The sequence below is a fragment of the Pseudomonas sp. E141 genome (assembly GCF_052659885.1).
Map to the genome: position 1 here is coordinate 608,684 of NZ_CP084024.1, position 25,149 is coordinate 633,832.

Genomic DNA, 25,149 nt, shown 5'->3' on the forward strand with positions numbered 1-25,149 from the left:
ATAAAGATGCGCCGAGTAGCCGGAGGGTTCAAGTCATGTACAAATCAACTGTGGGAGCGAGCCTGCTCGCGATGGCGCTGTGTCAGTCAACATCTGTGTCAACTGATCCACCGCCATCGCGAGCAGGCTCGCTCCCACAAAGGTAACGCGGGCCTTGATAACTACTTGAGGATCAGCCGCGATGACGCCCGCGGAAGTAGTTGATCAAGCCCTGGGTCGAAGGGTCTTCGGCCGCGCTTTCTTCGCTGCCCACCAGACGGTTGTAGACGCCCTTGCCCAATTCCTTGCCCAGCTCCACGCCCCATTGGTCGAACGCGTTGATACCCCAGACCACGCTTTGCACGAACACTTTATGTTCATACAGCGCTACCAATGCGCCAAGGCGACGTGGGCTGATGCGTTCGACCACCAAGGTGTTGCTCGGACGGTTGCCCGGGATCACCTTGTGGGAGGCCAGTTTCTGCACGTCTTCTTCGCTCGCACCTTTGTCACGCAGTTCCGCTTCGGCTTCGGCGCGGGTCTTGCCCAGCATCAGTGCCTGGCTCTGGGACAGGCAGTTGGCGTACAGCCACTGGTGGTGATCGGAAACCGGGTTGAAGCTGACGATCGGCACGATGAAGTCTGCCGGGATCAACTGGGTGCCCTGGTGCAGCAACTGGTGGTAGGCGTGCTGACCATTGCAACCGACGCCGCCCCAGATCACAGGACCTGTGTCGGTAGACACCGGCGTGCCGTCCTGGCGCACACTCTTGCCGTTGGATTCCATGTCCAGTTGCTGCAAGTGCTTGGTGATGTTGCGCAGGTAGTGGTCGTACGGCAGGATCGCGTGGCTTTGCGCGCCCCAGAAGTTGCCGTACCACACGCCCAGCAGCGCCAGCAGTACCGGCATGTTCTGTTCGAACGGCGCGCTCTGGAAATGCTGGTCCATGGAATAGGCGCCGGAGAGCAATTCCTTGAAGTTCGACATGCCGATGGCCAGGGCGATCGGCAAGCCGATGGCCGACCACAGCGAGTAGCGCCCGCCGACCCAATCCCACATCGGGAAGATGTTTTCTTCGCGGATGCCGAAGGCCACGGCGGCGGCGTTATTGCTCGATACGGCGATGAAGTGGCGGTACAGCTCGGCTTCGGAACCGCCCTGGGCCAGGTACCAGGCACGGGCAGCCTGGGCGTTCTTCAGGGTTTCGAGGGTGTTGAAGGATTTCGACGAGACGATGAACAGCGTGGTCTCGGCGCGCAACTTCATGGTCAGTTCATGGAACTCGCTGCCGTCGATGTTCGCCAGGTAGTGACAGCGCACGCCTTTTTGCGCGTAAGACAGCAGCGCTTCGGAGACCAGTTCCGGGCCGAGGAAAGAGCCACCGATGCCGATGTTCACCACGTCGGTAATCGGTTTCTCGGTGTAGCCGCGCCACAGGCCGTCATGGATGCGCCCCACCAGATCAGTGATCTGGTTCAATACCTTGTGTACGTCGGGCATGACGTCGGCGCCGTTCACCAGCAGTTTATCGCCCACAGGGCGGCGCAGCGCGGTATGCAGGGCCGGGCGGCTCTCGGAGGCATTGACGATTTCGCCTTCGAACAGCGCCTTGATCGCGCCCTTGAGGTCGACTTCATTGGCCAGGCACACCAGCAGGTCACGGGTCTGGGCGTTGATCAGGTTCTTTGAGTAGTCGAGAAACAGGCCGCAGCTCGACAGAGTGAATTGATTGAAACGCTGCGGATCGGCATGGAACGCTTCGCGCATGCTGAAATCCTGCATGGCTTTGCGGTGGTCATTCAGCGCTTGCCAGGCAGGCAGAGCGGTCACGTCGTGAGGGGTTCGGTAATACGCCATCGCTGCGGGTTTCCTTTTTACTTGAACGACCTTTTGTACACTAAAAATTCCGGCATGGCCTCAGGGGGCGTCCGGACAACTGCGTCGACACGATCTATGGGCACAGGGCGACTACAGTAAACCTCGCGTTGCGATCTGTCTTGGCTTTGTCAGACCGTTTCCCGGTACTTTTTTATACAACAGGGGCGGGATTGGTCCGACAGACGGAAGCGCGGCGATGTTCCCTGGCACAAAATCCCTATTCTGGGGAATGCCCGCTGTGGGAGCAAAGCGTGCTCCCCCAGGCTTGCACACCGAGGGGGCGGCACAGGGTTCGGTCAGGCGACCTGAACCGGGATGGCGTTGCTGGTGTGGCTCAGTTCGTTGCCCGGGGCCATGTACAGCATGCGGGGCTTGAAGTTGGCCAGTTCGGCTTCGCTGTAATGGGCGTAGGCGCAGATGATCACCCGGTCACCCACCTTCGCCTTGTGCGCCGCAGCGCCGTTGACCGAAATCATTCGCGAGCCTTCTTCGCCCCGGATCGCATAGGTGGTGAAGCGTTCACCGTTGTCGACGTTGTAGATCTGGATCTGTTCGTATTCGCGGATACCCGACAGGTCCAGCCACTCACCATCAATGGCGCAGGAGCCTTCGTAGTCGAGCACGGCGTGAGTGACTTCGGCGCGGTGCAGCTTGGCCTTGAGCATGATGGCGTGCATGAATGTTTCCTCTGGTCGGGTCCGAACGGCGGGCAGTTTGCCCGAAGGCTCTGGAGGCAGCAATACACAAGAGATGTGAGAATGCAGTCTGTAAAACACCGTCTATCCCTTGTGGAAACGAAGGCTGTGGGAGCAAAGCTTGCTCGCGATGACGCCGTCAAATTCAGCACATATGCCGACTTTTAGACTGCTATCGCGAGCAAGCCTGGCTCCCACAAGGCCCCCCATTGGGCTAGGGTGTTCAGGCGAGTGCGTCGAGGTCCAGGTGCAGGTTATCGATCAACCGGGTGGTGCCCAGGAAAGCGGCAACCAGAATCACCAGATCACGATCCTCGGCCGTGGCCGGACGCAAGGTACGGGCGTGGCGGACTTCCAGATAATCAGGACGCAAGCCGGCAGTTTCCAGTTGCTTGACCTGCTCGGCCACCAGCACCGGGAAATCCCGCCGCCCTTGCCTGATCGCCTCGGCAATCTGGCTCAGGCTGCGATAGACCACGGGGGCCACCGCGCGTTGTTCAGGGCTGAGGAAGCCGTTGCGTGACGACAGCGCCAGACCATCTTCGGCGCGAACGGTCGGCTCACCAATGATCTGGATCGGCATGTTCAGGTCATGGACCAGCGCGCGGATCACCGCCAGTTGCTGGAAGTCCTTCTGGCCGAACACCGCAAGGTCAGGCTGGACCATGTTGAACAGTTTGCTGACCACCGTTGCCACGCCCTCGAAATGCCCCGGACGGCTGGCGCCGCACAGGCCTTCGGACAGTTGCGGGACACTGACCCGGGTCTGTCCGGCCATGCCGTCGGGGTACATTTCTTCGACGGTTGGAGCGAACAGCAGATGGCAGCCGGCCTGGAGCAGTTTTTCCTGATCGGCAGCCAAAGTGCGCGGGTATTTGTCCAGGTCTTCGCCGGCACCGAATTGCAGCGGGTTGACGAAAATGCTCGCCACCACGAAGTCGGCCCGCTGCGCCGCTTTGGTGATCAGCGCCATATGGCCGCTGTGCAGGTTGCCCATGGTCGGCACGAAAGCAATGCGTTTGCCTTCGCTGCGGGCGCGGGCCACGGCGGCCCGCAGTTCGCGTACGGTTTTGACGGTGTTCATGCAGAAAATCCGTGCTCGACGCCAGGGAAGGTCGCCGCTTTGACTTCGGCAACGTAGGCGCCCAGGGCGGCCTGGATGGTCGCCTGCCCGGCCATGAAGTTCTTCACGAACTTGGGTACGCGACCGGTGATCGACAAGCCGAGCATGTCATGCAGCACCAGTACCTGGCCGTCGGTGGCGCTGCCGGCGCCGATGCCGATGACCGGGATCTTCACCGCCTGGGTGATTTCCTCCGCCAGTTCGCTGGGCACGCATTCGAGCAGCAACATCGCGGCACCCGCCTGCTCCAGCGCGATCGCATCGGCGCGCATCTGACGGGCCTGGTTTTCATTGCGGCCCTGAACCTTGTAGCCACCGAGGATGTTCACCGCTTGGGGCGTCAAGCCCAGGTGTGCGCACACCGGGATGCCGCGTTCGGCCAGCAGGCGAATGGAATCGGCCAGCCACAACGCGCCTTCTATTTTCACCATGTGGGCGCCGGCCTGCATCAGCATGGCGCTGTTGGTCATGGTTTGTTCGAGGGTGGCGTAGGCCATGAATGGCAGGTCGGCAAGGATCAGCGCATCGGTGTTACCGCGTTTGACGGCGGCCACGTGATAGGCCATCTCGGCGGTGGTCACCGGCAGCGTGCTGTCGTGACCTTGCAGCACCATGCCGAGGGAATCGCCCACCAGCAGCACTTCGACACCGGCCTCATTGCAGGCGTGGGCGAAGGTTGCGTCATAGCAGGTCAGCATGGTGATTTTTTCACCTTTTTGCTTGAGACCTTGCAGCGTGGTCAGGGTAATAGCTGGCATGAAAAAGTCCTCATTAGGCGCCAGGGGATGTTCTCAATCGGTTTCCCTGACTGAGAACACCTCCTTGAACTACTGCGAGTAACGCGCATGATTCGTCATTTATACAGGCGCACCCTCTATGCGTGGTGCTTGTAAGGCCTGGATTGCGCCCTTTAGCGCCGCGTTGGCGGCGACGGGACGCCTATAGTCGTGAGGAGTACCCGGGAAGTCAATTGGATGTGTTACCGCCGGGTGTTACCGGGGTTACTGATGCGTTTCAGCGTGGGGGGGAGTCTCGAAAGTGACTGTAGGGTCCGAATCTTGTGGGAGCGAGCCTGCTCGCGATTGCGGTGTGTCAGTCGACATTTGCATTGGTTGAATCACCGCTATCGCGAGCAGGCTCGCTCCCACAGGCTATCTACGTCAGTTGGAGGGCAAGCGTTCCAGGCCGACAAACGGGCACGCTGCAAGCAGGTCCTTGAGCAGGCGTCCATCGCTCAGGCGCAGGTCGGCGGGTGCCAGTTCTGCGAGGGGATAGAGTACGAAGGCCCGGGCATGCATGTGGTAGTGAGGGACTTTCAGGCGGGGCTCGTCGATCAGGCGATCGCCGAACAGGAGAATGTCCAGGTCCAGGGTGCGCGGACCCCAGCGCTCCAGGCGTTCGCGACCTTGCCCGGTTTCGATGGCTTGCAGCGCATCGAGCAGGTCCAGCGGCGCCAGGCGACTGTCCAGCGCCGCGACCGCATTGGTGTAGCGTGGCTGGCCAGGCAGCAGGGAGTCGCTCTGGTAGAACGCTGACACGCCCGTCAGTTGCGTGTCGGGCAGTTGCGCCAGCGCCTGGACAGCGCTGCGCAATTGTTCGGCGGGCTCGGCGAGGTTGCTGCCCATGCCGATGTAGATGCGCTCCATCGATTACTCGTCCGAAGCGCTCGGGACACCGGCACGTTTACGCTTGGCGCCGCTGCTGCGACGACGCTTGCGCGGGCCGCTGGCACCGTCGTCCTTACCACTGAGTTCGCGGATCATGTCGCGGCGCTCGCTGTCGTTGGCGTCCTGGTAGTCAGTCCACCATTCACCGAGGCCATCGGTTTGTTCGCCGGCGCTTTCACGCAGTAGCAGGAAGTCGTAGCCAGCCCGGAAACGCGGGTTGTCCAGCAGCAGGTCGGCACGTTTGCCGCTGCGCCGTGGCAGGCGTTCCTGCATGTCCCAGATTTCGCGGATCGGCATCGTGAAGCGTTTCGGAATCGCGATACGCTGGCACTGTTCGCTGATCAGCTCGTGGGCGGCTTCCTGCATGGCAGGGATTGGCGGCATGCCGCGCTCCTGCAGGCGCAGCACCCGGGCCGGGAGGGCAGGCCAGAGCAGTGCGGCAAACAGGAAGGCCGGGGTCACCGGTTTGTTCTGCTTGATGCGCAGATCGGTGTTGATCAACGCTTCGCTGATCAGGGTGTGGGTGTAGGTCGGGTTGTGCTCCAGCGCTTCGGCGCTGGCCGGGAACAGCGGGTCGAACAGTTGCAGGTCCACCAGCATTTCAAAGGTGTCCGCCGCGTTGCCCGACAGGAACAACTTGAGCACTTCCTCGAACAGACGGGCCGACGGGATTTCCCGCAGCATCGGCGCCAATTCGCGGATCGGCGTGGCGCTGTGTTTTTCGATGCCGAAATCCAGCTTGGCGGCGAAACGCACGGCTCGCAGCATGCGCACCGGGTCTTCCTGGTAACGCTGCTTGGGGTCGCCGATCAGGCGGATCAGGCGATTGCGGATGTCGTGTACGCCATTGGCGTAGTCGAGGATGCGTTCGCTGACCGGGTCGTAATACAGGGCGTTGATGGTGAAGTCGCGGCGTTGCGCGTCTTCTTCCAGCGTGCCGTAGACGTTATCGCGCAGGATGCGCCCGCTCTCGTTGCGCGAAGACTGGCTACTGTCTTCTTCTTCATCGTTTTGCGGGTGGTTGGCGCGAAATGTCGCCACTTCGATGATTTCGCGGCCGAAGTGGATGTGGACCAGCTTGAAGCGCCGGCCAATGATCCGTGCGTTGCGAAATTCGGCGCGGATCTGTTCCGGCGTGGCGCTGGTGGCGACGTCGAAATCCTTGGGCGTGATGTTGAGCAGCATGTCACGCACACATCCGCCCACCAGATAAGCCTGGTAGCCGGCGTTCTGCAGGCGTTCGACGATGTTCACCGCGTAACGGCTGAACTGGGCCTTTTGCAACGAATGCTGGCCACTGTTGAGCACTTCAGGCGTGCTGCGAATGTGTTGCGTACGACGCAAGGGAGAACGGAATGACTGGAACAGCTTCTTCAGCATGGGATGCACTGTTTGAAGGAATATTCGGCCAAAAACGAAGAGTGACCGCATGATGGGCGGGGATTCTAGCATTTAGTCGAGGGATGGTGTAGGACACAGGAGTTTTGAGCTGCAAGCCTCAAGCTACAAGCTTTGTAGGCTGCGGGGGAGACGGAACGACAGAAACCACAGGGGGAGCCGAAGCTCCCCCAGAATTAGTTGCGTGCTCTGTTTTTATTATTGATTTCGGGCTTCTTGTTTTTGTTGAGTGCCCGCGCCACGAGGTTTTCCCTGCGTGACACTCCCATTCGGGAGTCAAGAGCAAACGGATTGCTTTGGTCGCTGTGTTGCAGTGATCAATCGATCCAACCAGTTCAGGCACCTGTCTTGGGACAGTTTTATTGTTCTCGGCCTGGTTGTGGGGCAAGCCCCAAATACAACGCCTCTCCAAAAGAATCAGTTAGCTGCGCCTCTCGCCGTCTTGTTTTTATTGTGCGTGAGTCGATTCGTCTTATTTTTATTGTCGTTTACACGGTTTGTTATTGTTCTTGTACCAAAGCTATAGCAGGGTGCGTGCCAACTTTTGCAAACCCCAGCAAAGTCGGGGGGCTGGCGGGGTTGTTGGTTTTTTCGGGGCGAAAAAAAGCCGGGGTTTCGTTACCGTAAACCCCGGCTTCTGTTACGTGAAAAAGCTGAGGTAACAGTTTTTTCACATTGGGCGGTGTTACCCGCGCACCTCAGCTTTCGCTGGCGACCCCGGTCTTGCGGCGTGGGATACCCAGGCGCTGGCGGCGTTCCCACAGGCATTTGCGGCTAACCCCCAGCTTGCGCGCCAGTTCGGTCTCAGTCATGTGGTCCTGGTGTTCGAGGACGAAATGCTGGAAGTAATCTTCCAGGGACAAGTCTTCGGTAGGCTCGTGACTGGAGTTGTTGGCACCACCCTGTTGCGGGGCCAGGCCGATGAACTCGTCATCGTCCAGGTCACTGAGCTCGATGTCGATGCCTAGCAGGTCGGCCGAGATTTCCGGGCTCTCGCAGAGGATCACTGCTCGCTCTACCGCGTTTTCCAGCTCTCGAACGTTACCCGGCCAGGCGTAGTGACGGATGGCCTGCTCGGCATCCGGGGCGAACTTGAGATCGGTGCGGTTGACCCGCGCGCTCTGGCGGGCAAGGAAAGCATTGGCGATTTCGTTGACGTCGGCGCCACGCTCGCGCAGGGCCGGCAGCTTCAAGGCGATGACGTGCAAACGGTAATACAGGTCTTCACGGAACTGGCCGATCTTCGCCAGGCTCTTGAGATCGCGGTGCGTGGCCGCGATCAGGCGCACGTCGACTTTCTGCGACTGCACCGACCCGACCCGACGGATCTCGCCTTCCTGAAGCACCCGCAGCAAACGTGCCTGGGCTTCAAGGGGCAGTTCACCGATTTCATCGAGGAACAGCGTCCCGCCGTCCGCCGCTTCCACCAGCCCGGCGCGCCCGGCGCTGGCACCCGTGAACGCACCCTTTTCGTGACCGAACAGTTCGGACTCGATCAGGCTTTCCGGGATCGCCGCGCAGTTCACCGAAATCATCGGGGCCTTGGCCCGTCGGGACAGGTTATGCAGCGCCCGGGCTACCAGCTCCTTGCCGGTGCCGGACTCGCCCTGGACCAGGACATTGGAGTCGGTGGGCGCCACTTTGCGGATCTTGCTGTACAAGTCCTGCATGGGCGGGCAGGAGCCGATGATGCCGATTTCGCCGTTATGGTTGCCGGCGCCGCCTTTAGTGGAGGCTGTCGCCTTGCTCGCCGGTTCCGGCGCATGGCTGGCCGCCGTCTGTCGGTCGCGCAGGATGCGGGCCACGGCCTGGAGCATCTCGTCGTGGTCAAACGGCTTGGCGATGTAGTCCACCGCGCCCATTTTCATGGAGTCCACCGCCGAGCGCAGGCTGGCGTAACTGGTCATGATCAGCACCGGCGTGCCCTGGCCGAGCTTGATCAGTTCGGTGCCGGGGGCGCCAGGCAAGCGCAGGTCGCTGACGATCAGGTCAAACGTTGGAATGCTGAAACGTTCTTGTGCTTCCTGCACTGAACCGGCTTCGCTGACCTGGTACTGATTGCGTTCCAGCAGGCGGCGCAAGGCGGAGCGGATAATTGTTTCGTCTTCGACGATCAAAATGTGCGGCATTGATTCGATTCTCTCGACGGTCTCAGTTCACAGCGGACGTCGCTTCGACATGACGCGGCAAGGTCACCCGTATACGGGTGCCGCGTTGGCTTTGTACATCGGCCGGGCTGTCGATGGTGATTTGTCCATAATGCTCTTCAACGATGGAATAGACCAGTGCAAGGCCCAGACCGGTGCCTTCGCCCGGGTCCTTGGTGGTGAAGAAAGGTTCGAACAATCGGTCCATGATGTTCTGGGGGATACCGCTGCCTTCGTCTTCGACGATCAGGTCGATCGTGTGTTCGCTGGCTTCGCTCTTGACCCGCACCGCGCTGCCCGCAGGTGAGGCGTCGCGGGCGTTGGAGAGCAGGTTGATCAGTACCTGGGCGAGCCGCTGGGGATCGCCGTCGACCCAGTGATCCGGGTCGCACAGGTTGAAGAATTGCACCTCGAAATTGCGCCGGTTCAGGGCCAGCAGACCAATGGCGTCCTGGGCCACTTCGGCCAGACAGACGGGCTCGTCGTTGTGCTGGTGGCCGCCGGCATGGGCGAAGCTCATCAGTGACTGGACGATACGCGACACACGCTTGGTCTGTTCGAGGATCTGGCCGCTGATTTCCGTCAGTTCGCCGTCGTCCTCGCGCTCTTCGCGCAGGTTTTGCGCCAGGCAGGCGATGCCGGTGATCGGGTTGCCGATTTCGTGGGCCACCCCGGCGGCCAGCCGACCGATGCTTGCCAACCGTTCGGAGTGGACCAGCTTGTCTTCGAGCATCTGAGTATCGGTGAGGTCTTCCACCAGCAATACCAGGCCACTGTTACCCGGCGCCAGCGGCTCGTCGATCGCCGCCTTGTGCAGGTTCAACCAGCGAGTCTGGCCGTCGAGGGCCAGGTGCTGCTTGTGCAAATGCTCATCCGGCAGGTCGATGAAGCCTTGCAGCAGGCCTTTCCACGGCTCACTCAGGGTACTCAGTCGTGAACCGACCACGCGCTGGGCGGCGATTCCAGTCAGTTCCTCCATGGCCTTGTTCCACATCAGGATTTCCTGGTCCTTGGCCAGGGAGCACACGCCCATCGGCAGTTCCTGCAAGGTCTGGCGGTGATAACGGCGCAAGGCGTCCAGTTCGGCGGCCAGGCCGGTGAGGCGCGAGTGGTAGTCTTCCAGACGGCTCTCGATGAAGTGGATGTCTTCAGTGACATAGTTCTCGCCGCCGGCCTTGTAGGGCAGGAACGTCTCGACCATGTCCTGGGCCACGCTGGGGCCCATCAGGCCGGACAGGTTGGCTTCGATCCGGTCCCGCAGGCGACGCAGGGCATATGGACGGCGTTCATCGAAGGGCAGGTAGAGGTCGCGCAGGGCCTGTTCGACTTCTTTTTGCGCGGCCTTGGCGCCCAGGGGCTTGGCCAGTTGCGTGGCGAACTCCTGGGGTGAGGCGGCGTGCAGTTCCCGGCGCTGAGGGCGGCGAACGTTGTCCACCGCGCAGGCTTCGGCGGCGCTGGCCTCTTCGCTGCTGGCGTTGGTGAACAGTGAAATCAGGGTGAACATCAGCACGTTCGCCGCCAGCGAGGCGATGGCCGCCATGTGCCAACTGGTGTCGTCGAGCACGTAGATCATGTTCAGCAACGGGATATAGAAGCCCTGCATGTTGCCCAGCAGTGGCAACAGCATGGCGACCAGCCACACCAGGATCCCCGCGAGCAGACCGGCGATAAAACCACGGCGGTTGGCTGTGGGCCAATACAGCACCGACAGTACGCCGGGCAGGAACTGCAAGGTGGCGACGAACGCGACAATGCCGAGGTTGGCCAGGTCCTGTCCGTCGCCCAGCATCAGGTAAAAGCCGTAGCCGGCCATGATGATGGCGACGATCAGTGCGCGGCGGGTCCATTTCAGCCAGCGGTAGATATTGCCCTCGGCTGGCGGCTGGTAGAGCGGCAGCACCAGATGGTTGAGCGCCATGCCCGACAGCGCCAGCGTGGTAACGATGATCAGGCCACTGGCCGCCGACAGGCCACCGATGTAGGCCAGCAACGCCAGGGCCTTGCTGTTGGCGGCGATGCCGATGCCGAGGGTGAAATACTCAGGATTGGTGCTGGCTCCCAGCTTCAGTCCGGCCCACAGTATCAGCGGCACCGCCAGGCTCATCAGCAGCAGGAACAGCGGCAGGCCCCAGCTCGCGCTCACCAGCGAGCGCGGGTTGAGGTTTTCGGTAAAGGTCATGTGGTACATGTGCGGCATGACGATCGCTGACGCGAAGAACACCAGCAACAGCGTGCGCCACGGGCCTTCCTGCAGAGGTGTGTGCAGGGCGGCGAGGGCGGTCTGGTTCTGCAGCAGCCACAGCTCCAGTTGTTGCGGGCCATCGAATACGCCGTACAGGGCATAGAGGCCGACGCCGCCGATGGCGATCAGTTTGATCACCGATTCGAAGGCGATGGCGAACACCAGGCCTTCGTGTTTCTCCCGGGTGGCGATGTGGCGGGAACCGAAGAAAATCGTGAAGAGAATGATCAGCGCGCAGAAACTCAGTGCGACCCGGTGCTGCACCGGTTCGCGGGTGAGGATGCTGATGGAGTCGGCCACCGCCTGGATCTGCAGGGCCAGCAACGGCAATACGCCCACCAGCATGAAAATCGTGGTCAGCGCGCCGGCCCAGGTGCTGCGAAAGCGAAAGGCGAACAGGTCGGCCAGGGATGATAGCTGGTAGGTGCGGGTGATTTTCAGGATCGGGTAGAGCAGCACCGGTGCCAGCAGGAATGCCCCCGATACACCCAGGTAGCTGGACAGAAAACCGTAGCCGTACTGATAGGCCAGCCCGACCGTGCCATAGAACGCCCACGCGCTGGCGTAGACGCCCAGCGACAGGGTGTAGGTCAGCGGGTGGCGGATGATCGCCCGGGGGATCATGCCCCGTTCGCTGATCCAGGCGACGCCGAACAGCACTGCCAGGTAGGCTGCGCTGATCAGGATCATCTGGGTCAGGCTAAAGCTCATCGGCATCTTTTTGGCTCTGCAGGATGAAGGTCACGACGATCAGGATCAGCCAAAGCAGATAGGGCCGATACCAGGCACCCGTGGCGTCGATCCACCAATCCATGATGGCCGGGGAGAACAGATAAATCCCCACTACCAGGAGCAGGACCAAGCGATAGATGTACATCCCGGCCTCTCTTTTTTAAACGCGTGCCCGAAAACGTGCGGCGATGGTAACGGATGGGGGCCAAGCTGCAAGCGCCGTCAACGTATTTGCGCCTCTGGCAGGGTCAAAGTGCGCGGTATCTTCCCCGCATCCCAATGGCGAATGCCCCAGTCCAGCAGGTCCCGGGGGCTGGCGTCGACCCGTTCGGGGCCTGGCTGTTGGCCCAGCGCGCGCAGTGCCCGCAACAACAATGGCGTGGCCTGATCGGCCGCCAGCGGTGGCGAACGGTAGGACTTGCCGAGTTTGTGTCCGTCCGGTTGGGTTATCAGCGGCACATGCAGGTAGCGCGGTTGTGGCAAGCCAAGCAGCTCTTGCAGGTACAGCTGACGTGATGTGGAGTCCAGCAGGTCGGCACCGCGCACGATATCGGTGACCCCCTGCCAGGCGTCGTCCAGCACCACCGCCAGTTGATAAGCATAGAGCCCGTCGCGACGGCGAATCACGAAATCGCCGACTTCACGGCCCAAGTGCTGGCGGAACGGGCCTTGTACTCGGTCGTTGAAGTGATACGCCAACTCAGGAACGCGCAGGCGGATGGCCGCGTCTTTGGTGTCGTGACCGGCGTTGCGGCACAGGCCCGGATAAATGCCCTGATACGGCTCCAGTTGTTTGCGCGAGCAGGTGCAGGCATAGGCCAGACCCTGGCTGAGCAGGCGATTGATGACCTGGTCGTAGGCCTCATGGCGCTCACTCTGACGGACCATCTCGCCGTCCCATTCAAACCCGTAGCTTTGCAGTGCCTTCAAGATTGCCGCTTGCGCGCCAGGCTCTTCCCGTGGTGGGTCAAGGTCCTCCATGCGCAGCAACCAGCGCCCGCCCGCGGCCCGGGCATCCAGATAGGACGCCAGCGCGGCGACCAGGGAGCCAAAGTGCAGGTGGCCGCTGGGTGTGGGGGCGAAGCGGCCGATGTAGGGGGCAGTGGCGGTCATAAAGCGAATGTTACTGGGTCCGGGCTGTTGGAATACATATCCTGCTGACGAAGCCACCCCTCTGTGGGAGCGAGCCTGGTCGCGATAGCGTCTTATCAGTGGGCATTGATGTGGCTGACCCACCGCTATCGCGAGCAGGCTCGCTCCCACAAGGGAACCGGGTGTGCGGGAAGTATCAGAAACAAAAAACGGAGCGTGTGAACGCTCCGTTTTTCGATGACAGCCCAGGCAATTTACTTGCCGACCTGTTTTTCCTTGATTTCCGCCAGGGTCTTGCAGTCGACACACATGTCGGCGGTCGGACGTGCTTCCAGCCGCTTGACGCCGATCTCGACGCCGCAGGACTCGCACCAACCGTATTCTTCGTCTTCGATCAGTTGCAACGTCTTGTCGATTTTCTTGATGAGCTTGCGCTCACGGTCGCGGGCGCGTAGTTCGAGGCTGAATTCTTCTTCCTGGCTGGCACGGTCGGCCGGGTCAGGGAAGTTCGCCGCTTCGTCTTTCATGTGATCCACAGTGCGGTCGACTTCCTGCATCAAGTCCTGTTTCCACTTGTTCAGGATCTTGGTGAAGTGCGCGCGCATGGGGGCGCCCATGTACTCTTCGCCAGCTTGCGGCACGTACGGCTCAAACCCGCTGAGCGACTGATTTTGATTCTGCTTTGCTTGGGTGGGCATGAATGGACCGCCTCTACTCTTGTAATCCACTACGCAGGATTGCTCCATCACCGACACCTGCCGGCCCTGCGGCTGCAAGCGGGCGAACTTACCAGATCAAATCGGGCCGCGCTACTCCCGGTTGTCGAGCCTGCGGTGGCCGGGGCTTGCAAAGCGTGGTCAAGTTCAGTCCGGTGGAGTGACAAACCTGCTCAATGCTTGATTCTAGTCAAGCCTGAGCCGATCGCTGGAGACATTTGCTGCAAGCGGCCGGGCCCTGAGTTCGTGCTCGCTTGCGCAGTTGTTTCTGGGTTGGCCGGAGAGTTAGGTAGAATCGGTTCTTTTTTACCAGAAGGAAGGCTAATGGCTCAGCCCTACAGTGCGCGTAGCCGCGCCATCGAACCTTTCCATGTGATGGCGCTCCTGGCCCGTGCCAATGAGCTGCAGGCCGCCGGGCACGATGTCATCCACCTGGAGATCGGCGAGCCGGACTTCACCACGGCTGAGCCGATCATCCAGGCCGGCCAGGCCGCGCTGGCGGCGGGAAAGACCCGTTACACGGCGGCCCGTGGCATCCCCGAGCTGCGCGAAGCCATCGCCGGTTTCTATGGGCAGCGCTACGGTGTGGACATAGACCCACGGCGCATCCTGGTCACGCCGGGCGGATCCGGCGCGTTGCTGCTGACCAGCGCGTTGCTGGTGGACCCGGGCAAGCACTGGCTGTTGGCGGACCCCGGTTACCCCTGCAATCGCCACTTTCTGCGGCTGGTGGAAGGTACGGCTCAATTGGTGCCGGTAGGCCCGGACGTGCGCTACCAGCTGACCCCGGACCTGGTGAACCGCTATTGGGACTCGAACAGCGTGGGTGCGCTGGTCGCGTCGCCGGCCAACCCGACCGGGACGATTCTCAGCCGGGACGAACTGGCCGGCCTGTCCAAGGCAATCAAGGGCCACAACGGTCACTTGGTGGTGGATGAGATCTATCACGGCCTGACTTATGGCACCGATGCCGCGAGCGTGCTGGAAGTTGACGACGAAGCTTTCGTCCTTAATAGCTTTTCCAAGTATTTCGGCATGACCGGCTGGCGACTGGGCTGGCTGGTGGCCCCTTCGGCGGCTGTTGGTGAGCTGGAGAAGCTGGCGCAGAACCTTTACATCAGTGCGCCGAGCATGGCCCAGTACGCGGCGTTGGCCTGTTTCGAACCGGCGACAATCGAGATATTCGAGCAGCGTCGGGCCGAGTTCGCGCTGCGGCGCGACTTTCTGCTACCGGCCTTGCGTGATCTGGGGTTCGGCATCGCAGTGGAGCCGGAAGGGGCGTTTTACCTGTATGCCGACATTAGTGCATTCGGCGGCGATGCTTTTGCGTTCTGCCAGCACTTTCTGGAGACCGAGCATGTGGCGTTCACGCCGGGGCTGGATTTCGGTCGCCATCAGGCTGGGCACCATGTGCGTTTCGCCTACACCCAGAGCTTGCCGCGGCTCCAGGAAGCGGTGGAGCGAATCGAGCGCGGACTGCGGAGTTGGCAAGGCTGATGCTTTTTTCACCTGCGCTGGAAGAAGGCCGGCTGATTCGACGTTATAAGCGTTTTCTTGCCGATATCGAGACCGTTCATGGCGAACTGCTGACGATTCATTGCCCCAACACCGGTTCGATGCTCAATTGCATGGCCGAAGGTGCGCGAGTCTGGTTCAGTCGTTCCAGCGACCCCAAGCGCAAATTGCCCGGCACCTGGGAAATAGGCGAAACCCCCCAGGGGCGGTTGGCCTGCATCAATACCGCGCGAGCCAACCCGCTAATCGAAGAGGCCCTGCGTGCCGGTGTCATCAGCGAGCTGAACGGTTTTACCGGGCTCAAGCGTGAAGTGGCTTACGGTCAGGAAAACAGTCGTATCGATTTCCGACTGGACTACGACGAAGGCTCTGCCTGGGTCGAAGTCAAAAGTGTCACGTTGGGTTTTGACGGCACGACCGTGGCGGCGTTTCCCGATGCGGTGACCCAGCGGGGAGCCAGGCATCTGCGCGAACTCGCTCACCTGGCCCGGGACGGCGTGCGGGCGGTGCAGTTGTATTGTGTCAACCTGAGCGGGATCGACGCCGTGCGCCCGGCACAGGAAATCGACCCGCTGTACGCGGCGGCGTTGCGCGACGCTGTGGCCGCGGGCGTGGAAGTGCTGGCCTACGGGGTGACGCTGACGCCCGAGCAAATGTGGGTGGATCGGCCGTTACCGGTGCTGCTCGACCCAGATGCCTTGCTCGTCCTCCCGGCTCTCTAACGCAGCCAGGGACTGCCCGGCACAGGGGCCGGCGACGCATTCACCGCTTTCAATCAGAAACAGTGCGCCGTGGGTGGCGCACTGGATCAGGCTGGCGCTGGGGTCGAGAAACTCATCGGGCCGCCATTCCAGCGGTACGCCGCGGTGCGGGCAGCGGTTGAGATAGACATACACCTGGCCGGCGCGACGCACCGCCAACAACTTGCGCCCATCGAGGTCGAAACCGCGACTGCTGTTGTCGGGCAATTCGGCGCCGGTACAAAGAAACTTCATGTGGGTCTCTATGGTTATGAGTGGGCGAGTTTGTGTGGGAGCGAGCCTGCTCGCGATAGCGGTCGGTCAGCCAGCAGCAATGGGTCGACACACCGCTAATCGCGAGCAGGCTCGCTCCCACAGAGGCAACCCCCCCAAAGGTTCATGCTTGACGTCCAAATGAAAACAATTATCAAATGGCGCCTCCTTCGCAGGGGGCTGAGGATACTTTGCCTGCGGGGTTCATGCCCGGCCCTGTGAACATTTCTTCGAGGAAGCTGCCCGATGCGCCTGAATATCCGTGTTGTCACGCTCTGTGTTGTCATGTTAGCCAGCCAGGGCTTGGTGGCGGCTGAACTGCCGCAGCGCTGGGTCAGTGCCGGCGGGGCAGTGTCCGAATGGGTCAGCGCGCTGGGCGGTGAGTCGAAACTGGTGGGCGTGGACACCACCAGCCAGCATCCCGAGGCCTTGCGGGATTTACCCAGCATCGGTTATCAGCGACAACTCTCGGCCGAGGGGGTATTGAGCCTGCGTCCGCAGATCCTCGTAGGCACCGAAGAAATGGGGCCGCCACCGGTGCTGTCGCAGATCCGCAGCGCCGGGGTACAGGTTGAACTGTTCTCGGCCACGCCCGACCTGTCGACCCTTCAGGGCAATCTGCGGCACCTGGGTCAACTGCTGGGCGCCGAGGCCAAAGCCGCGCAGTTGTTCGACAGTTATCAACAGCAGATCAGCCAACAGAAAGCTCGAGTGAGTAAAATCCAGCTTGAGCAACAGGCCCCCGGCGTGTTGCTGTTGGTCGCAAGCTCCGGCGGCAAGCCGATGGTCGCAGGCCTGGGCACCTCCGCCGATTGGCTGGTGCAGCAGGCCGGCGGTCACAACTTGGCGACACACCATGGTTACAAGGCATTTTCGGTGGAGAGCCTGGCCAGCCTGAATCCCGAAGTACTGGTGTTCGCCGATCGCGCGTTGAGTGGCGAAGAAGCGCGTGCGGCGTTGTTCAGGGAAAATCCGATTCTTTCCTCCACCCGTGCCGCCAGGGCCGAGCGCGTTATCGAGCTTGACCCGACACTGTTGGTCGGCGGGCTAGGCCCGCGGTTGCCGCAAAGTCTGGTGAAGCTGACGGCCGGTTTTTACCCGACCGAACCGGCCAAGGCACCATGACCCCTCTGGTCAAACCGCGCACCTTGTTTATTGGCCTGGGCCTGTTGTGTCTGCTGGCGATCTGGCTGTCCCTGGCCCTGGGGCCGGTGAGTTTGCCGCTGTTCGATACCTTGCGCGCCGCGTTGCGCTTGATGGGCTTGCCAGTGGCCGCCGAAGGTCTGGAGCAGGCCGAACTGATCCTCGGTCAGATCCGTCTGCCACGCACCCTGCTGGGGCTGGCGGTGGGCGGGGTATTGGCATTATCGGGGGTGGCGATGCAGGGGCTGTTCCGCAACCCGTTGGCCGACCCGGGGCTGGTCGGGGTGTCCAGCGGTGCGGCGCTGGGCGCGGCGTTCGCCGTTGTTGGCGGCTCGGCGCTGGGTGGCTTGCCCGAAGCGTTCGGCCCCTATGTGTTGTCGTTGTGTGCGTTCCTCGGCGGGCTTGGGGTTACGGCATTGGTTTATCGCCTCGGTCGGCGCAACGGCCAGACCCATGTCGCGACCATGCTCCTGGCCGGTATCGCCCTGACCGCGCTGTCCGGCTCGGCGGTGGGCTTGTTCACTTACCTGGCGGACGACGCGACCCTGCGCACCTTGACGTTCTGGAACCTGGGGAGCCTGAATGGTGCCAGCTATGCGCGGTTGTGGCCGCTGTTGCTGGTCAGCGTTGGCGTAGCACTCTGGCTGCCACGACGGGCCCGGGCACTCAATGCTCTGTTGCTGGGTGAATCCGAAGCCGCCCATTTGGGCGTTGATGTCGAAGGGCTCAAGCGTGAACTGGTGTTTTGCACGGCCCTGGGGGTTGGCGCGGCAGTGGCGGCGGCGGGCATGATCGGCTTTGTCGGGCTGGTAGTGCCGCATCTGGTACGGTTGATGGCCGGCCCCGATCATCGCGTTCTGTTGCCGGCTTCGGTGCTGGCGGGGGCGAGCCTGCTGCTGTTCGCCGATCTGGTGGCGCGTCTGGCGCTGGCTCCGGCGGAACTGCCGATCGGCATCGTCACGGCATTCATCGGGGCGCCGTTCTTCCTCTATTTATTGCTGCGAGGACGCGCCTGATGTTACGAGCGCAGAACCTGCACATCCAGCGGGGTCACAAAACCGTGTTGGCTGATGTCAATCTTGATCTGCATCCCGGCCAGGTGCTGGGCGTGCTCGGGCCCAACGGTGCAGGTAAAAGTACTTTGCTGGCGGGGCTGTGCGGTCAATTGCCTCCTGCGCAGGGACAGGTCTGGCTCGATGATCGGCCTTTGTCCCAGTGGGACGGCGCCGAGCGTGCCCGCCGCCTGGCGGTATTGCCGCAGTCATCGACCCTGGATTTTGCCTTCCGCGTCGAGGAAGTAGTCGGCATGGGGCGCCTGCCTCATCAGTGTGGTCGAGTGCGTGATGAGCAAATCGTTGCCTTGGCGTTGCACGCTGCAGACGCGGCGCATCTGCACGGTCGCAGTTACTTGGCGCTGTCGGGCGGCGAGCGTCAGCGGGTGCACCTGGCGCGGGTCTTGGCACAGTTGTGGCCAGGGGAAGCGGGGCAGACCCTGCTGCTCGACGAACCGACCTCGATGCTCGATCCACTGCACCAGCACACCATCCTGCAAGCGGTGCGTGAGTTTGCCGATCGCGGCGCGGCCGTATTGGTGATCCTGCATGACCTGAACCTGGCAGCGCGTTATTGTGATCGCCTGTTGTTGCTCGCGTCTGGCCTGCCGGTGGCCCTGGACACGCCGCAGCAAGTGCTGCGCCCGGAACCGCTCAAAGCGGTGTTTGGCCTGGAAGTGCTGGTGCAACCCCATCCGGAGCGCGGACATCCATTGATCATCGCCCGCTGAGGGTTGCCTGAGGATGTAGACGTGCGCCTGATCCTGATTCTGGCATTGAGTGTGCTGACGGCCTGTCAGAGCACCGCGCCGCCCCCGGTCGACGGGCAGATCCTTGATTTGCACAATGGCCGGGCTGTCACGCCTCAAGCGTTGATCGAGCGTCTGGCCCGGGCGCCGCGATTGGTGGTCGGCGAGCAGCACGACAATCCGGATCACCACGCGCTGCAGCTATGGCTGCTTCAGGCCCTGACCGCGCAACGGGCCCAGGGCAGCCTCCTGCTGGAAATGCTGACACCCCACCAGCAGCCTCGCGTTGACGGGGTCCGCCAGTTACCTGCCTTGCCAACTGATCTTCCCGGTGCCCTGGATTGGTCGCCGGGATGGGACTGGAGCCTGTATGGTCCGGTCGTGGAGTTCGCCCTGACGCAACGCTATCCGTTGTTGGCCGCCAATCTGGACGCCGCCGAGATCCAGCGCGTCTACCGGCAGGCGCCGGACTTGCGAGGCGCCCGTGCGAATGCGGCAAGTGTGAAGGATCAGTTGCTGGAGCAGATTCGCCAATCCCATTGCGGCCTGCTGCCCGAATCTCAGATGCCGGCGATGCTGGCTGTCCAGCAACAACGTGACCGACGCATGGCCGAACGTCTGCTGGCTGCGCCATTACCTGCGTTATTGTTCGCCGGTGCCTGGCATGGACGGAAAGACGTTGGGGTGCCGCTGCATGTGCTGGACTTGGGGGCCAGTGAGGCGCCGACCGTCCTGATGCTGGCCGAGGAGGGCAGCGAGATGACATCGGTCATGGCAGATTACGTGTGGTACACCAAGGCCACTCCCCCTCAGGATTACTGCGCGCAGATGCGTGAACACAGCGCATTTCCTCCAGACAAAAAAAGACCCGACAAAAGTCGGGTCAAATAACCGTGATTAGCCTGATGAGGAGATATCTGAGAGTCCGAACCAAGGGCTTTTCAAATATCGACCAGTCTCGCGACCGGATGCGCTAATCATAGCGATTCTCATTACCATGTCAAACGTTGTTTTTTGGATTGGCCCAAATAACTTTCAAGCGCAGGCCGTGTGGCGACAAACAAGGAGAATGGTCAGGCTTTGTGACGCGTCGAAACGGCGTCCAATTGTTTGTTCAAGGCTTCCTTGCGTTCGGCGGGGATGTCATTCCAGTGCACATCCATCAATGCGCCCTCAATGGCATAGAGCAACACCTTCGAAGCCCGGAACCCGCGAGTGCGTACTGCGCGATAGGCATCAACCGCTCCGAGGCGGCGCAGATCCGAGGCGCTGTGGATGCCCACGGCATGCAGCCACTGGGCTGATGTCTTGCCCAGGTTCTTCAGGTGTTGCAGTTCATCATTCATCGAACCTCCTTGCGACGGCCGACTGGTGCAGTGGGCAAGCTTCTCAGGAGTGTAGCGGTCAGTAGGAAAAACGTGATTCTTTGGTGGGATTTGAAGCAAAAGCTTCTAATGCATTACGCACGATAGGTGGGGGCGCGCGGCAAGATGCAGCGTCCAGCGCAGGCAGGGGCGCTGGAGATCAATTGGGTTGACGGCAGATTCGGCCCGATTCAGCGGGTGCGGTAGCGCAGCCGGGTGCCAAAGTTCATCGACATCAGAATTTCGTCGGCAGACAGTTCTGCCGGGAAATAGGCGCCCGATATTTGCGCATGGGCCAGGCTGGCACCTTCCAGGGACGACTTGCGAAAATCGATGCCGCGCAAATCCGCGGAGCGGAAGTAAGCGTCGGTGAAATCCACGTCGTCGGCATTGAGCTCTCGCAGATCCAGACCGCGAAAATCGCCGCCACGCATATCAACCGGGCCTTGTGGCCGTTCGTTGTTGAAACCGGCAATGTCGTCTTCGCGCAGCAAAGCATAAAGCGGGGTACTGAGAAGCTTGGGTAGGCTCATTTCATATCACCTGTTGGTTTTATGACGCCAGTATAGTGCCACTGTTTGACGGCCGTGAAGGGTGGGCAGACTCCACGGCCGAAATAGTTTTTTACAGGCCTGGCAAGCGTTGACGAATCTGCGCGACCACGATGTCGAGCGTGCCGCTTTCATTGGTCTGGACCCGTTTGCTGCACAGGATTTCCGCAGGGGTGAGTGCTTCGCGGCTGGCCTGTTGGGCGGCGATAACGGCCAGATTTGCGTCGGACGGATCTGTCTGATCGGCCTGACGCTGCGCCAGCCTGCTCTCGATAACCGCTTGTGGCGCATTGCAATCGAGGATCAGGAACGGAGCGCCCGTGGCCTCGGCAACTTTCGCCGCAGCATCGCGCTGATCGTGTTTGAGGTACGTGGCGTCGATCACTGCTGGGAAGCCGGCATGCAGGATGACACTGGCGATTTCATGCAAGCGGGCATAAGTGGCGTCGCTGGCGCCGCTGCTATAGATGCCGGCTTGTGGATCATTGGGCACTTGCTGCTCACCAAACAGACGCTTGCGCTCAACGTCCGAGCGCAAGCGAATGGCGCCCAGGGCTTCCACCAGGCGCATCGCGACATGGCTTTTGCCAACGGCCGAAACGCCGTGGGTGATGGCCAGAAAGCGCGAGGGAATGGTGCTGTAGCTTTCGGCCAGGTTCGCGTAGTTGCGGTATTGGCGCAGGGTTGTGGCGCGCTGCACCGGGTCGGCTTCGGCCGGCATGCTGAACAGCGCGACCTTGGCGCGGACCAGGGCGCGGTAGGCTTTGTAGAAGTTCAGCAGCTCCAGGCCTTGATAGTCGCCGGTCAGCTCCAGGTATTGGCTGACGAAACGTCGCGCCAGCGACTTGAGGCCGCGGTCTTCCAGGTCCATCGCCAGGAATGCAGTGTCGGCATAGACATCGGTGAAGCGGAACGGCTCGTTGAACTCGATGCAGTCGAAAATCACTACCTTGCCATCGATCACCGTGGCGTTGCCCAAGTGGATGTCACCGTGGCATTCGCGGATGAAACCTTCGGCTTTGCGTTGGGTGAACAGCGGTTTGAGGCGTTCGAAGCTGCTTTCGGCCCAGGCTTGCAGGGCTTCGAGCTGCAACAGGTCAGCCTTGTCACTGAGGAACGGACGAATCTGTTCGAAGTTCTGCCGCACCGGTGCCATAACGCTGTCGGGGGTGCCGGCGGCGTTTTCGGCAGGCACGGTGGGCGTAGAGAGATGGAAGCGGGCGATCTGCGCGGCCATTTCGTCAATGTGCGCGGTGGTCAGTTCGCCGTTGGCCTGGAGCGTGCTGAGCAGTTGGCTCTGGGGAAACTGACGCATCTTCAGGGCGTATTCGATGGCCGGACCTTCGCCACCCAGTTGCGGCACTTGCGGGGTGCCGGTAATCGGCATGACTTCCAGGTACAGATCCTGGGTCAGGCGCTGGTTCAAGCGCAGTTCTTCCCCGCAGAAATGCTTGCGTGCCTCGAGGCTGGTGAAATCAAGGAAACCGAAATTGACCGGTTTTTTGAATTTGTAGGCATACGGCCCGGTGAGCAATACCCAGGAAATGTGGGTCTCGATGACCTGGAACCCTTCGACGGGATGCGGATAGAGGGCCGGGTTTTGCAGGGCAGCGATCAGGGACTGGCTCACGGGCGATCCTTCAGAGACTGGGAAAATTCAAGGCCGTCATTATGGCGGCAAGCCGCGTTAACGCAAACAGGAGGGGGCCGTTGTGTGGTCATGTTGAACCGCGGCAAAGTGCGTATAATCCGCCGCCATGACTCGTACCCGATCCCCCCGTACCCCCAAGAAACCACCCGCCAGTCGCTTGCGGCCCTGGCTGGGCTGGGCCCTTAAACTCAGCCTGGTGGGCCTCGTCGTGCTCGCTGGCTTTGCGGTCTACCTCGATGCCGTGGTCCAGGAGAAGTTCTCCGGCAAGCGCTGGACCATCCCGGCCAAGGTCTACGCCAGGCCCCTGGAGCTGTTCGTCGGACAAAAGCTGAGTCGGGACGATTTCCTGACCGAGCTCGATGCCCTCGGCTATCGCCGTGAAAGCGTTGCCAATGGCCCGGGTGCTGCGTCCGTCAACGGCAATACCGTCGACCTCAATACCCGCGGTTTCCAATTTTATGAAGGCATGGAGCAGGCGCAGGCGGTGCGAGTGCGTTTCTCCGGCGACTACGTGGCTGCGCTGACCGGTGCCAACAATGCGAAGCTGTCAGTGGTGCGCCTTGAACCGCTGCTGATCGGTGGCCTGTACCCCAAGAACCTTGAAGACCGGATCCTGATCAAGATCGACCAGGTGCCGCCGTTCCTGCTCGATACGCTGATCGCTGTCGAGGACCGCGATTTCTACCATCACTTCGGCGTCTCGCCCAAGTCGATTGCCCGGGCCATCTGGGTCAACACCTCCTCGGGCCGTATGCGCCAGGGCGGCAGTACCCTGACCCAGCAATTGGTCAAGAACTTCTATTTGACCAACGAGCGCAGCCTCAGCCGCAAGCTTACCGAAGCCATGATGGCGCTGTTGCTGGAGCTGCACTACGACAAGCGGGAGATTCTCGAGGCGTACCTCAACGAGGTCTTCGTCGGTCAGGACGGCCAGCGGGCGGTTCACGGTTTCGGCCTGGCCAGCCAGTTCTTCTTCAGCCAGCCGCTGTCCGAGCTCAAGCTGCATCAAGTGGCATTGCTGGTGGGGATGGTGAAAGGGCCGTCCTCCTACAACCCGCGGCGTAATCCAGAGCGTGCCCTCGAGCGGCGCAATCTGGTACTCGACTTACTGCAACAGCAAGGCGTGGCAACGGCCGAGCAAGTCGAAGCGGCGAAGAAGATGCCTTTGGGTGTGACCAAGCGTGGCAGTCTGGCAGACAGCTCGTTCCCTGGTTTCATGGACCTGGTCAAGCGTCAACTGCGTGAGGACTACCGCGACGAAGACTTGACCGAAGAAGGCCTGCGGATCTTCACCAGTTTCGACCCGATCCTGCAGATGAAGGCCGAAGCATCGGTCAATGACACCTTCAAGCGACTGGCCGGGCGCAAGGGCTCTGATGAAGTGGAAGCCGCGATGGTGGTGACCAACCCGGAAACCGGCGAAGTCCAGGCCATGATCGGCAGTCGGCAGGCCAGTTTTGCCGGTTTCAACCGGGCGCTCGATGCGGTCCGCCCGATCGGCTCCCTGATCAAGCCGGCGGTCTACCTCACCGCCCTGGAAAAACCGAGCCAGTACACCCTGACCAGTTGGCTGTCCGACGAGGCGTTCTCGGTCAAGGGCGCGGACGGCCAGGTGTGGAAGCCGCAAAATTATGATCGCCGCTCCCACGGTACGGTGTTCCTGTACCAGGGGCTTGCGCATTCCTACAACCTGTCGACGGCTCGCCTCGGGCTTGAAATCGGCGTGCCGAATGTCCTCAAGACCTTGGCCCGCCTGGGTGTCAGTCGCGAATTCCCGGCATTCCCATCGATGCTGCTGGGAGCCGGTGGCCTCACGCCGATTGAAGTGGCAGCCATGTACCAGACACTGGCCAACGGTGGCTTCAACACGCCGATGCGCGGCATTCGCAGCGTGCTTACCGCCGACGGCGAGCCGCTCAAGCGCTATCCGTTCCAGATCCAACAGCGTTTTGATCCCGCGTCCATTTATCTGATCCAGAGCGCCATGCAACGGGTCATGCGTGAAGGCACCGGCAGTTCGGTTTATAACGTACTACCGCGTAACCTGACCCTGGCGGGCAAGACCGGTACCAGCAACGACTCGCGCGACAGCTGGTTTGCCGGTTTCAGCCAGGACCTGCTGGCAGTGGTCTGGCTCGGCCGTGACGACAATGGCAAGACCCCGTTCACTGGCGCCACCGGGGCATTGCAGGTCTGGACCAGTTTCATGCGCAAGGCCGATCCGTTGCCGCTGGACATGCCGCAACCAGACAATATCGTTCAGGCCTGGGTGGATTCGCGCACCGGTCAAGGCTCCGACGCCAGTTGCCCGGGCGCGGTGCAGATGCCGTATATTCGCGGCAGCGAACCACCACCCGGTGCAGCCTGTGGCATTCCAAACCCCGCCGAATCGGTCATGGATTGGGTCAAGGACTGGATGAATTAAGCAAAGAGGGTTTCAA

General features: G+C 61.4%; 22 protein-coding genes. 7 read left to right on the forward strand and 15 right to left on the reverse strand.

Annotation, left to right across the window (positions count from 1 at the left end):
• Window positions 1–172: 172 nt before the first annotated feature.
• The 11 genes from pgi to dksA form a co-directional block, all read right to left on the reverse strand.
• Entirely contained in the window at window positions 173–1,837 is a 1,665-nt protein-coding gene (pgi, locus tag GKKCFE_RS02655; RefSeq protein ID WP_047229852.1) for a glucose-6-phosphate isomerase, read from the reverse strand.
• A 317-nt stretch (window positions 1,838–2,154) separates the two neighbouring features.
• Window positions 2,155–2,535 (reverse strand): aspartate 1-decarboxylase, encoded by a 381-nt coding sequence (gene panD, locus GKKCFE_RS02660; RefSeq protein ID WP_047229851.1) that lies wholly within the window; start codon window positions 2,533–2,535, stop codon window positions 2,155–2,157.
• 241 nt (window positions 2,536–2,776) lie between these two features.
• On the reverse strand, window positions 2,777–3,637 hold the full coding sequence (gene panC / locus GKKCFE_RS02665; RefSeq protein WP_445577453.1) for a pantoate--beta-alanine ligase: 861 nt from the start codon (window positions 3,635–3,637) through the stop codon (window positions 2,777–2,779).
• Window positions 3,634–4,434, reverse strand: coding sequence for a 3-methyl-2-oxobutanoate hydroxymethyltransferase (panB, locus tag GKKCFE_RS02670; protein WP_316912590.1), 801 nt, complete (start codon window positions 4,432–4,434; stop codon window positions 3,634–3,636). The genes panC and panB overlap by 4 nt, the downstream gene beginning before the upstream one ends.
• Before the next feature lie 402 nt (window positions 4,435–4,836).
• Complete coding sequence (gene folK / locus GKKCFE_RS02675; protein ID WP_316912591.1) at window positions 4,837–5,322, reverse strand: 2-amino-4-hydroxy-6-hydroxymethyldihydropteridine diphosphokinase; 486 nt, start codon at window positions 5,320–5,322, stop codon at window positions 4,837–4,839.
• 3 nt (window positions 5,323–5,325) lie between these two features.
• On the reverse strand, window positions 5,326–6,723 hold the full coding sequence (locus GKKCFE_RS02680; protein WP_047229847.1) for a polynucleotide adenylyltransferase PcnB: 1,398 nt from the start codon (window positions 6,721–6,723) through the stop codon (window positions 5,326–5,328).
• A 716-nt stretch (window positions 6,724–7,439) separates the two neighbouring features.
• Window positions 7,440–8,870 (reverse strand): sigma-54-dependent transcriptional regulator, encoded by a 1,431-nt coding sequence (locus tag GKKCFE_RS02685; protein WP_076386346.1) that lies wholly within the window; start codon window positions 8,868–8,870, stop codon window positions 7,440–7,442.
• A gap of 22 nt (window positions 8,871–8,892) precedes the next feature.
• Entirely contained in the window at window positions 8,893–11,847 is a 2,955-nt protein-coding gene (locus GKKCFE_RS02690; RefSeq protein WP_160893587.1) for a sensor histidine kinase, read from the reverse strand.
• On the reverse strand, window positions 11,831–12,007 hold the full coding sequence (locus GKKCFE_RS02695; RefSeq protein ID WP_003176118.1) for a hypothetical protein: 177 nt from the start codon (window positions 12,005–12,007) through the stop codon (window positions 11,831–11,833). Before GKKCFE_RS02695 ends, GKKCFE_RS02690 begins: the two co-directional genes overlap by 17 nt.
• Before the next feature lie 77 nt (window positions 12,008–12,084).
• Window positions 12,085–12,975, reverse strand: coding sequence for a tRNA glutamyl-Q(34) synthetase GluQRS (gene gluQRS, locus GKKCFE_RS02700; protein ID WP_445577454.1), 891 nt, complete (start codon window positions 12,973–12,975; stop codon window positions 12,085–12,087).
• Window positions 12,976–13,208: 233 nt separating this feature from the next.
• Window positions 13,209–13,652 carry an RNA polymerase-binding protein DksA gene (gene dksA / locus GKKCFE_RS02705; RefSeq protein ID WP_047229844.1) on the reverse strand — a complete coding sequence of 148 codons (444 nt, stop codon included), beginning with the start codon at window positions 13,650–13,652 and terminating at the stop codon, window positions 13,209–13,211.
• A 342-nt stretch (window positions 13,653–13,994) separates the two neighbouring features.
• Here dksA and GKKCFE_RS02710 point away from each other — a divergent pair, with 342 nt between their 5' ends.
• Window positions 13,995–15,167, forward strand: coding sequence for a pyridoxal phosphate-dependent aminotransferase (locus tag GKKCFE_RS02710; RefSeq protein ID WP_139051179.1), 1,173 nt, complete (start codon window positions 13,995–13,997; stop codon window positions 15,165–15,167).
• The gene (sfsA, locus tag GKKCFE_RS02715; RefSeq protein WP_107322945.1) at window positions 15,167–15,907 is read left to right on the forward strand and encodes a DNA/RNA nuclease SfsA; all 741 of its coding nucleotides are present in this window, start codon (window positions 15,167–15,169) and stop codon (window positions 15,905–15,907) included. Before GKKCFE_RS02710 ends, sfsA begins: the two co-directional genes overlap by 1 nt.
• On the opposite strand, the gene GKKCFE_RS02720 is transcribed toward sfsA, so the two are convergent.
• Window positions 15,857–16,180, reverse strand: coding sequence for a Rieske (2Fe-2S) protein (locus GKKCFE_RS02720; protein WP_047229841.1), 324 nt, complete (start codon window positions 16,178–16,180; stop codon window positions 15,857–15,859). The genes sfsA and GKKCFE_RS02720 overlap by 51 nt on opposite strands.
• A 264-nt stretch (window positions 16,181–16,444) precedes the next feature.
• Between GKKCFE_RS02720 and GKKCFE_RS02725 the strand changes: the two genes are divergently transcribed.
• The 4 genes from GKKCFE_RS02725 to GKKCFE_RS02740 are packed head-to-tail and all read left to right on the forward strand — an operon-like array spanning window position 16,445 to window position 20,033.
• Entirely contained in the window at window positions 16,445–17,323 is an 879-nt protein-coding gene (locus GKKCFE_RS02725; RefSeq protein WP_445577455.1) for a heme/hemin ABC transporter substrate-binding protein, read from the forward strand.
• Window positions 17,324–17,373: 50 nt separating this feature from the next.
• On the forward strand, window positions 17,374–18,357 hold the full coding sequence (locus tag GKKCFE_RS02730) for a FecCD family ABC transporter permease (protein WP_445578024.1): 984 nt from the start codon (window positions 17,374–17,376) through the stop codon (window positions 18,355–18,357).
• Window positions 18,357–19,124 carry a heme ABC transporter ATP-binding protein gene (locus GKKCFE_RS02735; RefSeq protein ID WP_445577456.1) on the forward strand — a complete coding sequence of 256 codons (768 nt, stop codon included), beginning with the start codon at window positions 18,357–18,359 and terminating at the stop codon, window positions 19,122–19,124. Before GKKCFE_RS02730 ends, GKKCFE_RS02735 begins: the two co-directional genes overlap by 1 nt.
• A 21-nt stretch (window positions 19,125–19,145) precedes the next feature.
• On the forward strand, window positions 19,146–20,033 hold the full coding sequence (locus tag GKKCFE_RS02740) for a ChaN family lipoprotein (protein ID WP_445577457.1): 888 nt from the start codon (window positions 19,146–19,148) through the stop codon (window positions 20,031–20,033).
• Window positions 20,034–20,215: 182 nt separating this feature from the next.
• Here the strand turns inward: GKKCFE_RS02740 and GKKCFE_RS02745 are convergent, their stop codons facing one another.
• The 3 genes from GKKCFE_RS02745 to GKKCFE_RS02755 form a co-directional block, all read right to left on the reverse strand.
• Window positions 20,216–20,488: a TfoX/Sxy family protein gene (locus GKKCFE_RS02745; RefSeq protein ID WP_047229837.1), complete on the reverse strand. Its 273-nt coding sequence runs from the start codon at window positions 20,486–20,488 to the stop codon at window positions 20,216–20,218.
• Between the two features lie 209 nt (window positions 20,489–20,697).
• Window positions 20,698–21,039 (reverse strand): pentapeptide repeat-containing protein, encoded by a 342-nt coding sequence (locus GKKCFE_RS02750; RefSeq protein WP_047229836.1) that lies wholly within the window; start codon window positions 21,037–21,039, stop codon window positions 20,698–20,700.
• 91 nt (window positions 21,040–21,130) lie between these two features.
• Window positions 21,131–22,687 carry a bifunctional aminoglycoside phosphotransferase/ATP-binding protein gene (locus GKKCFE_RS02755; RefSeq protein WP_445577458.1) on the reverse strand — a complete coding sequence of 519 codons (1,557 nt, stop codon included), beginning with the start codon at window positions 22,685–22,687 and terminating at the stop codon, window positions 21,131–21,133.
• 127 nt (window positions 22,688–22,814) lie between these two features.
• Here GKKCFE_RS02755 and mrcB point away from each other — a divergent pair, with 127 nt between their 5' ends.
• Complete coding sequence (mrcB, locus tag GKKCFE_RS02760) at window positions 22,815–25,133, forward strand: penicillin-binding protein 1B (RefSeq protein ID WP_047229834.1); 2,319 nt, start codon at window positions 22,815–22,817, stop codon at window positions 25,131–25,133.
• The last annotated feature ends 16 nt before the right edge of the window (window positions 25,134–25,149 follow it).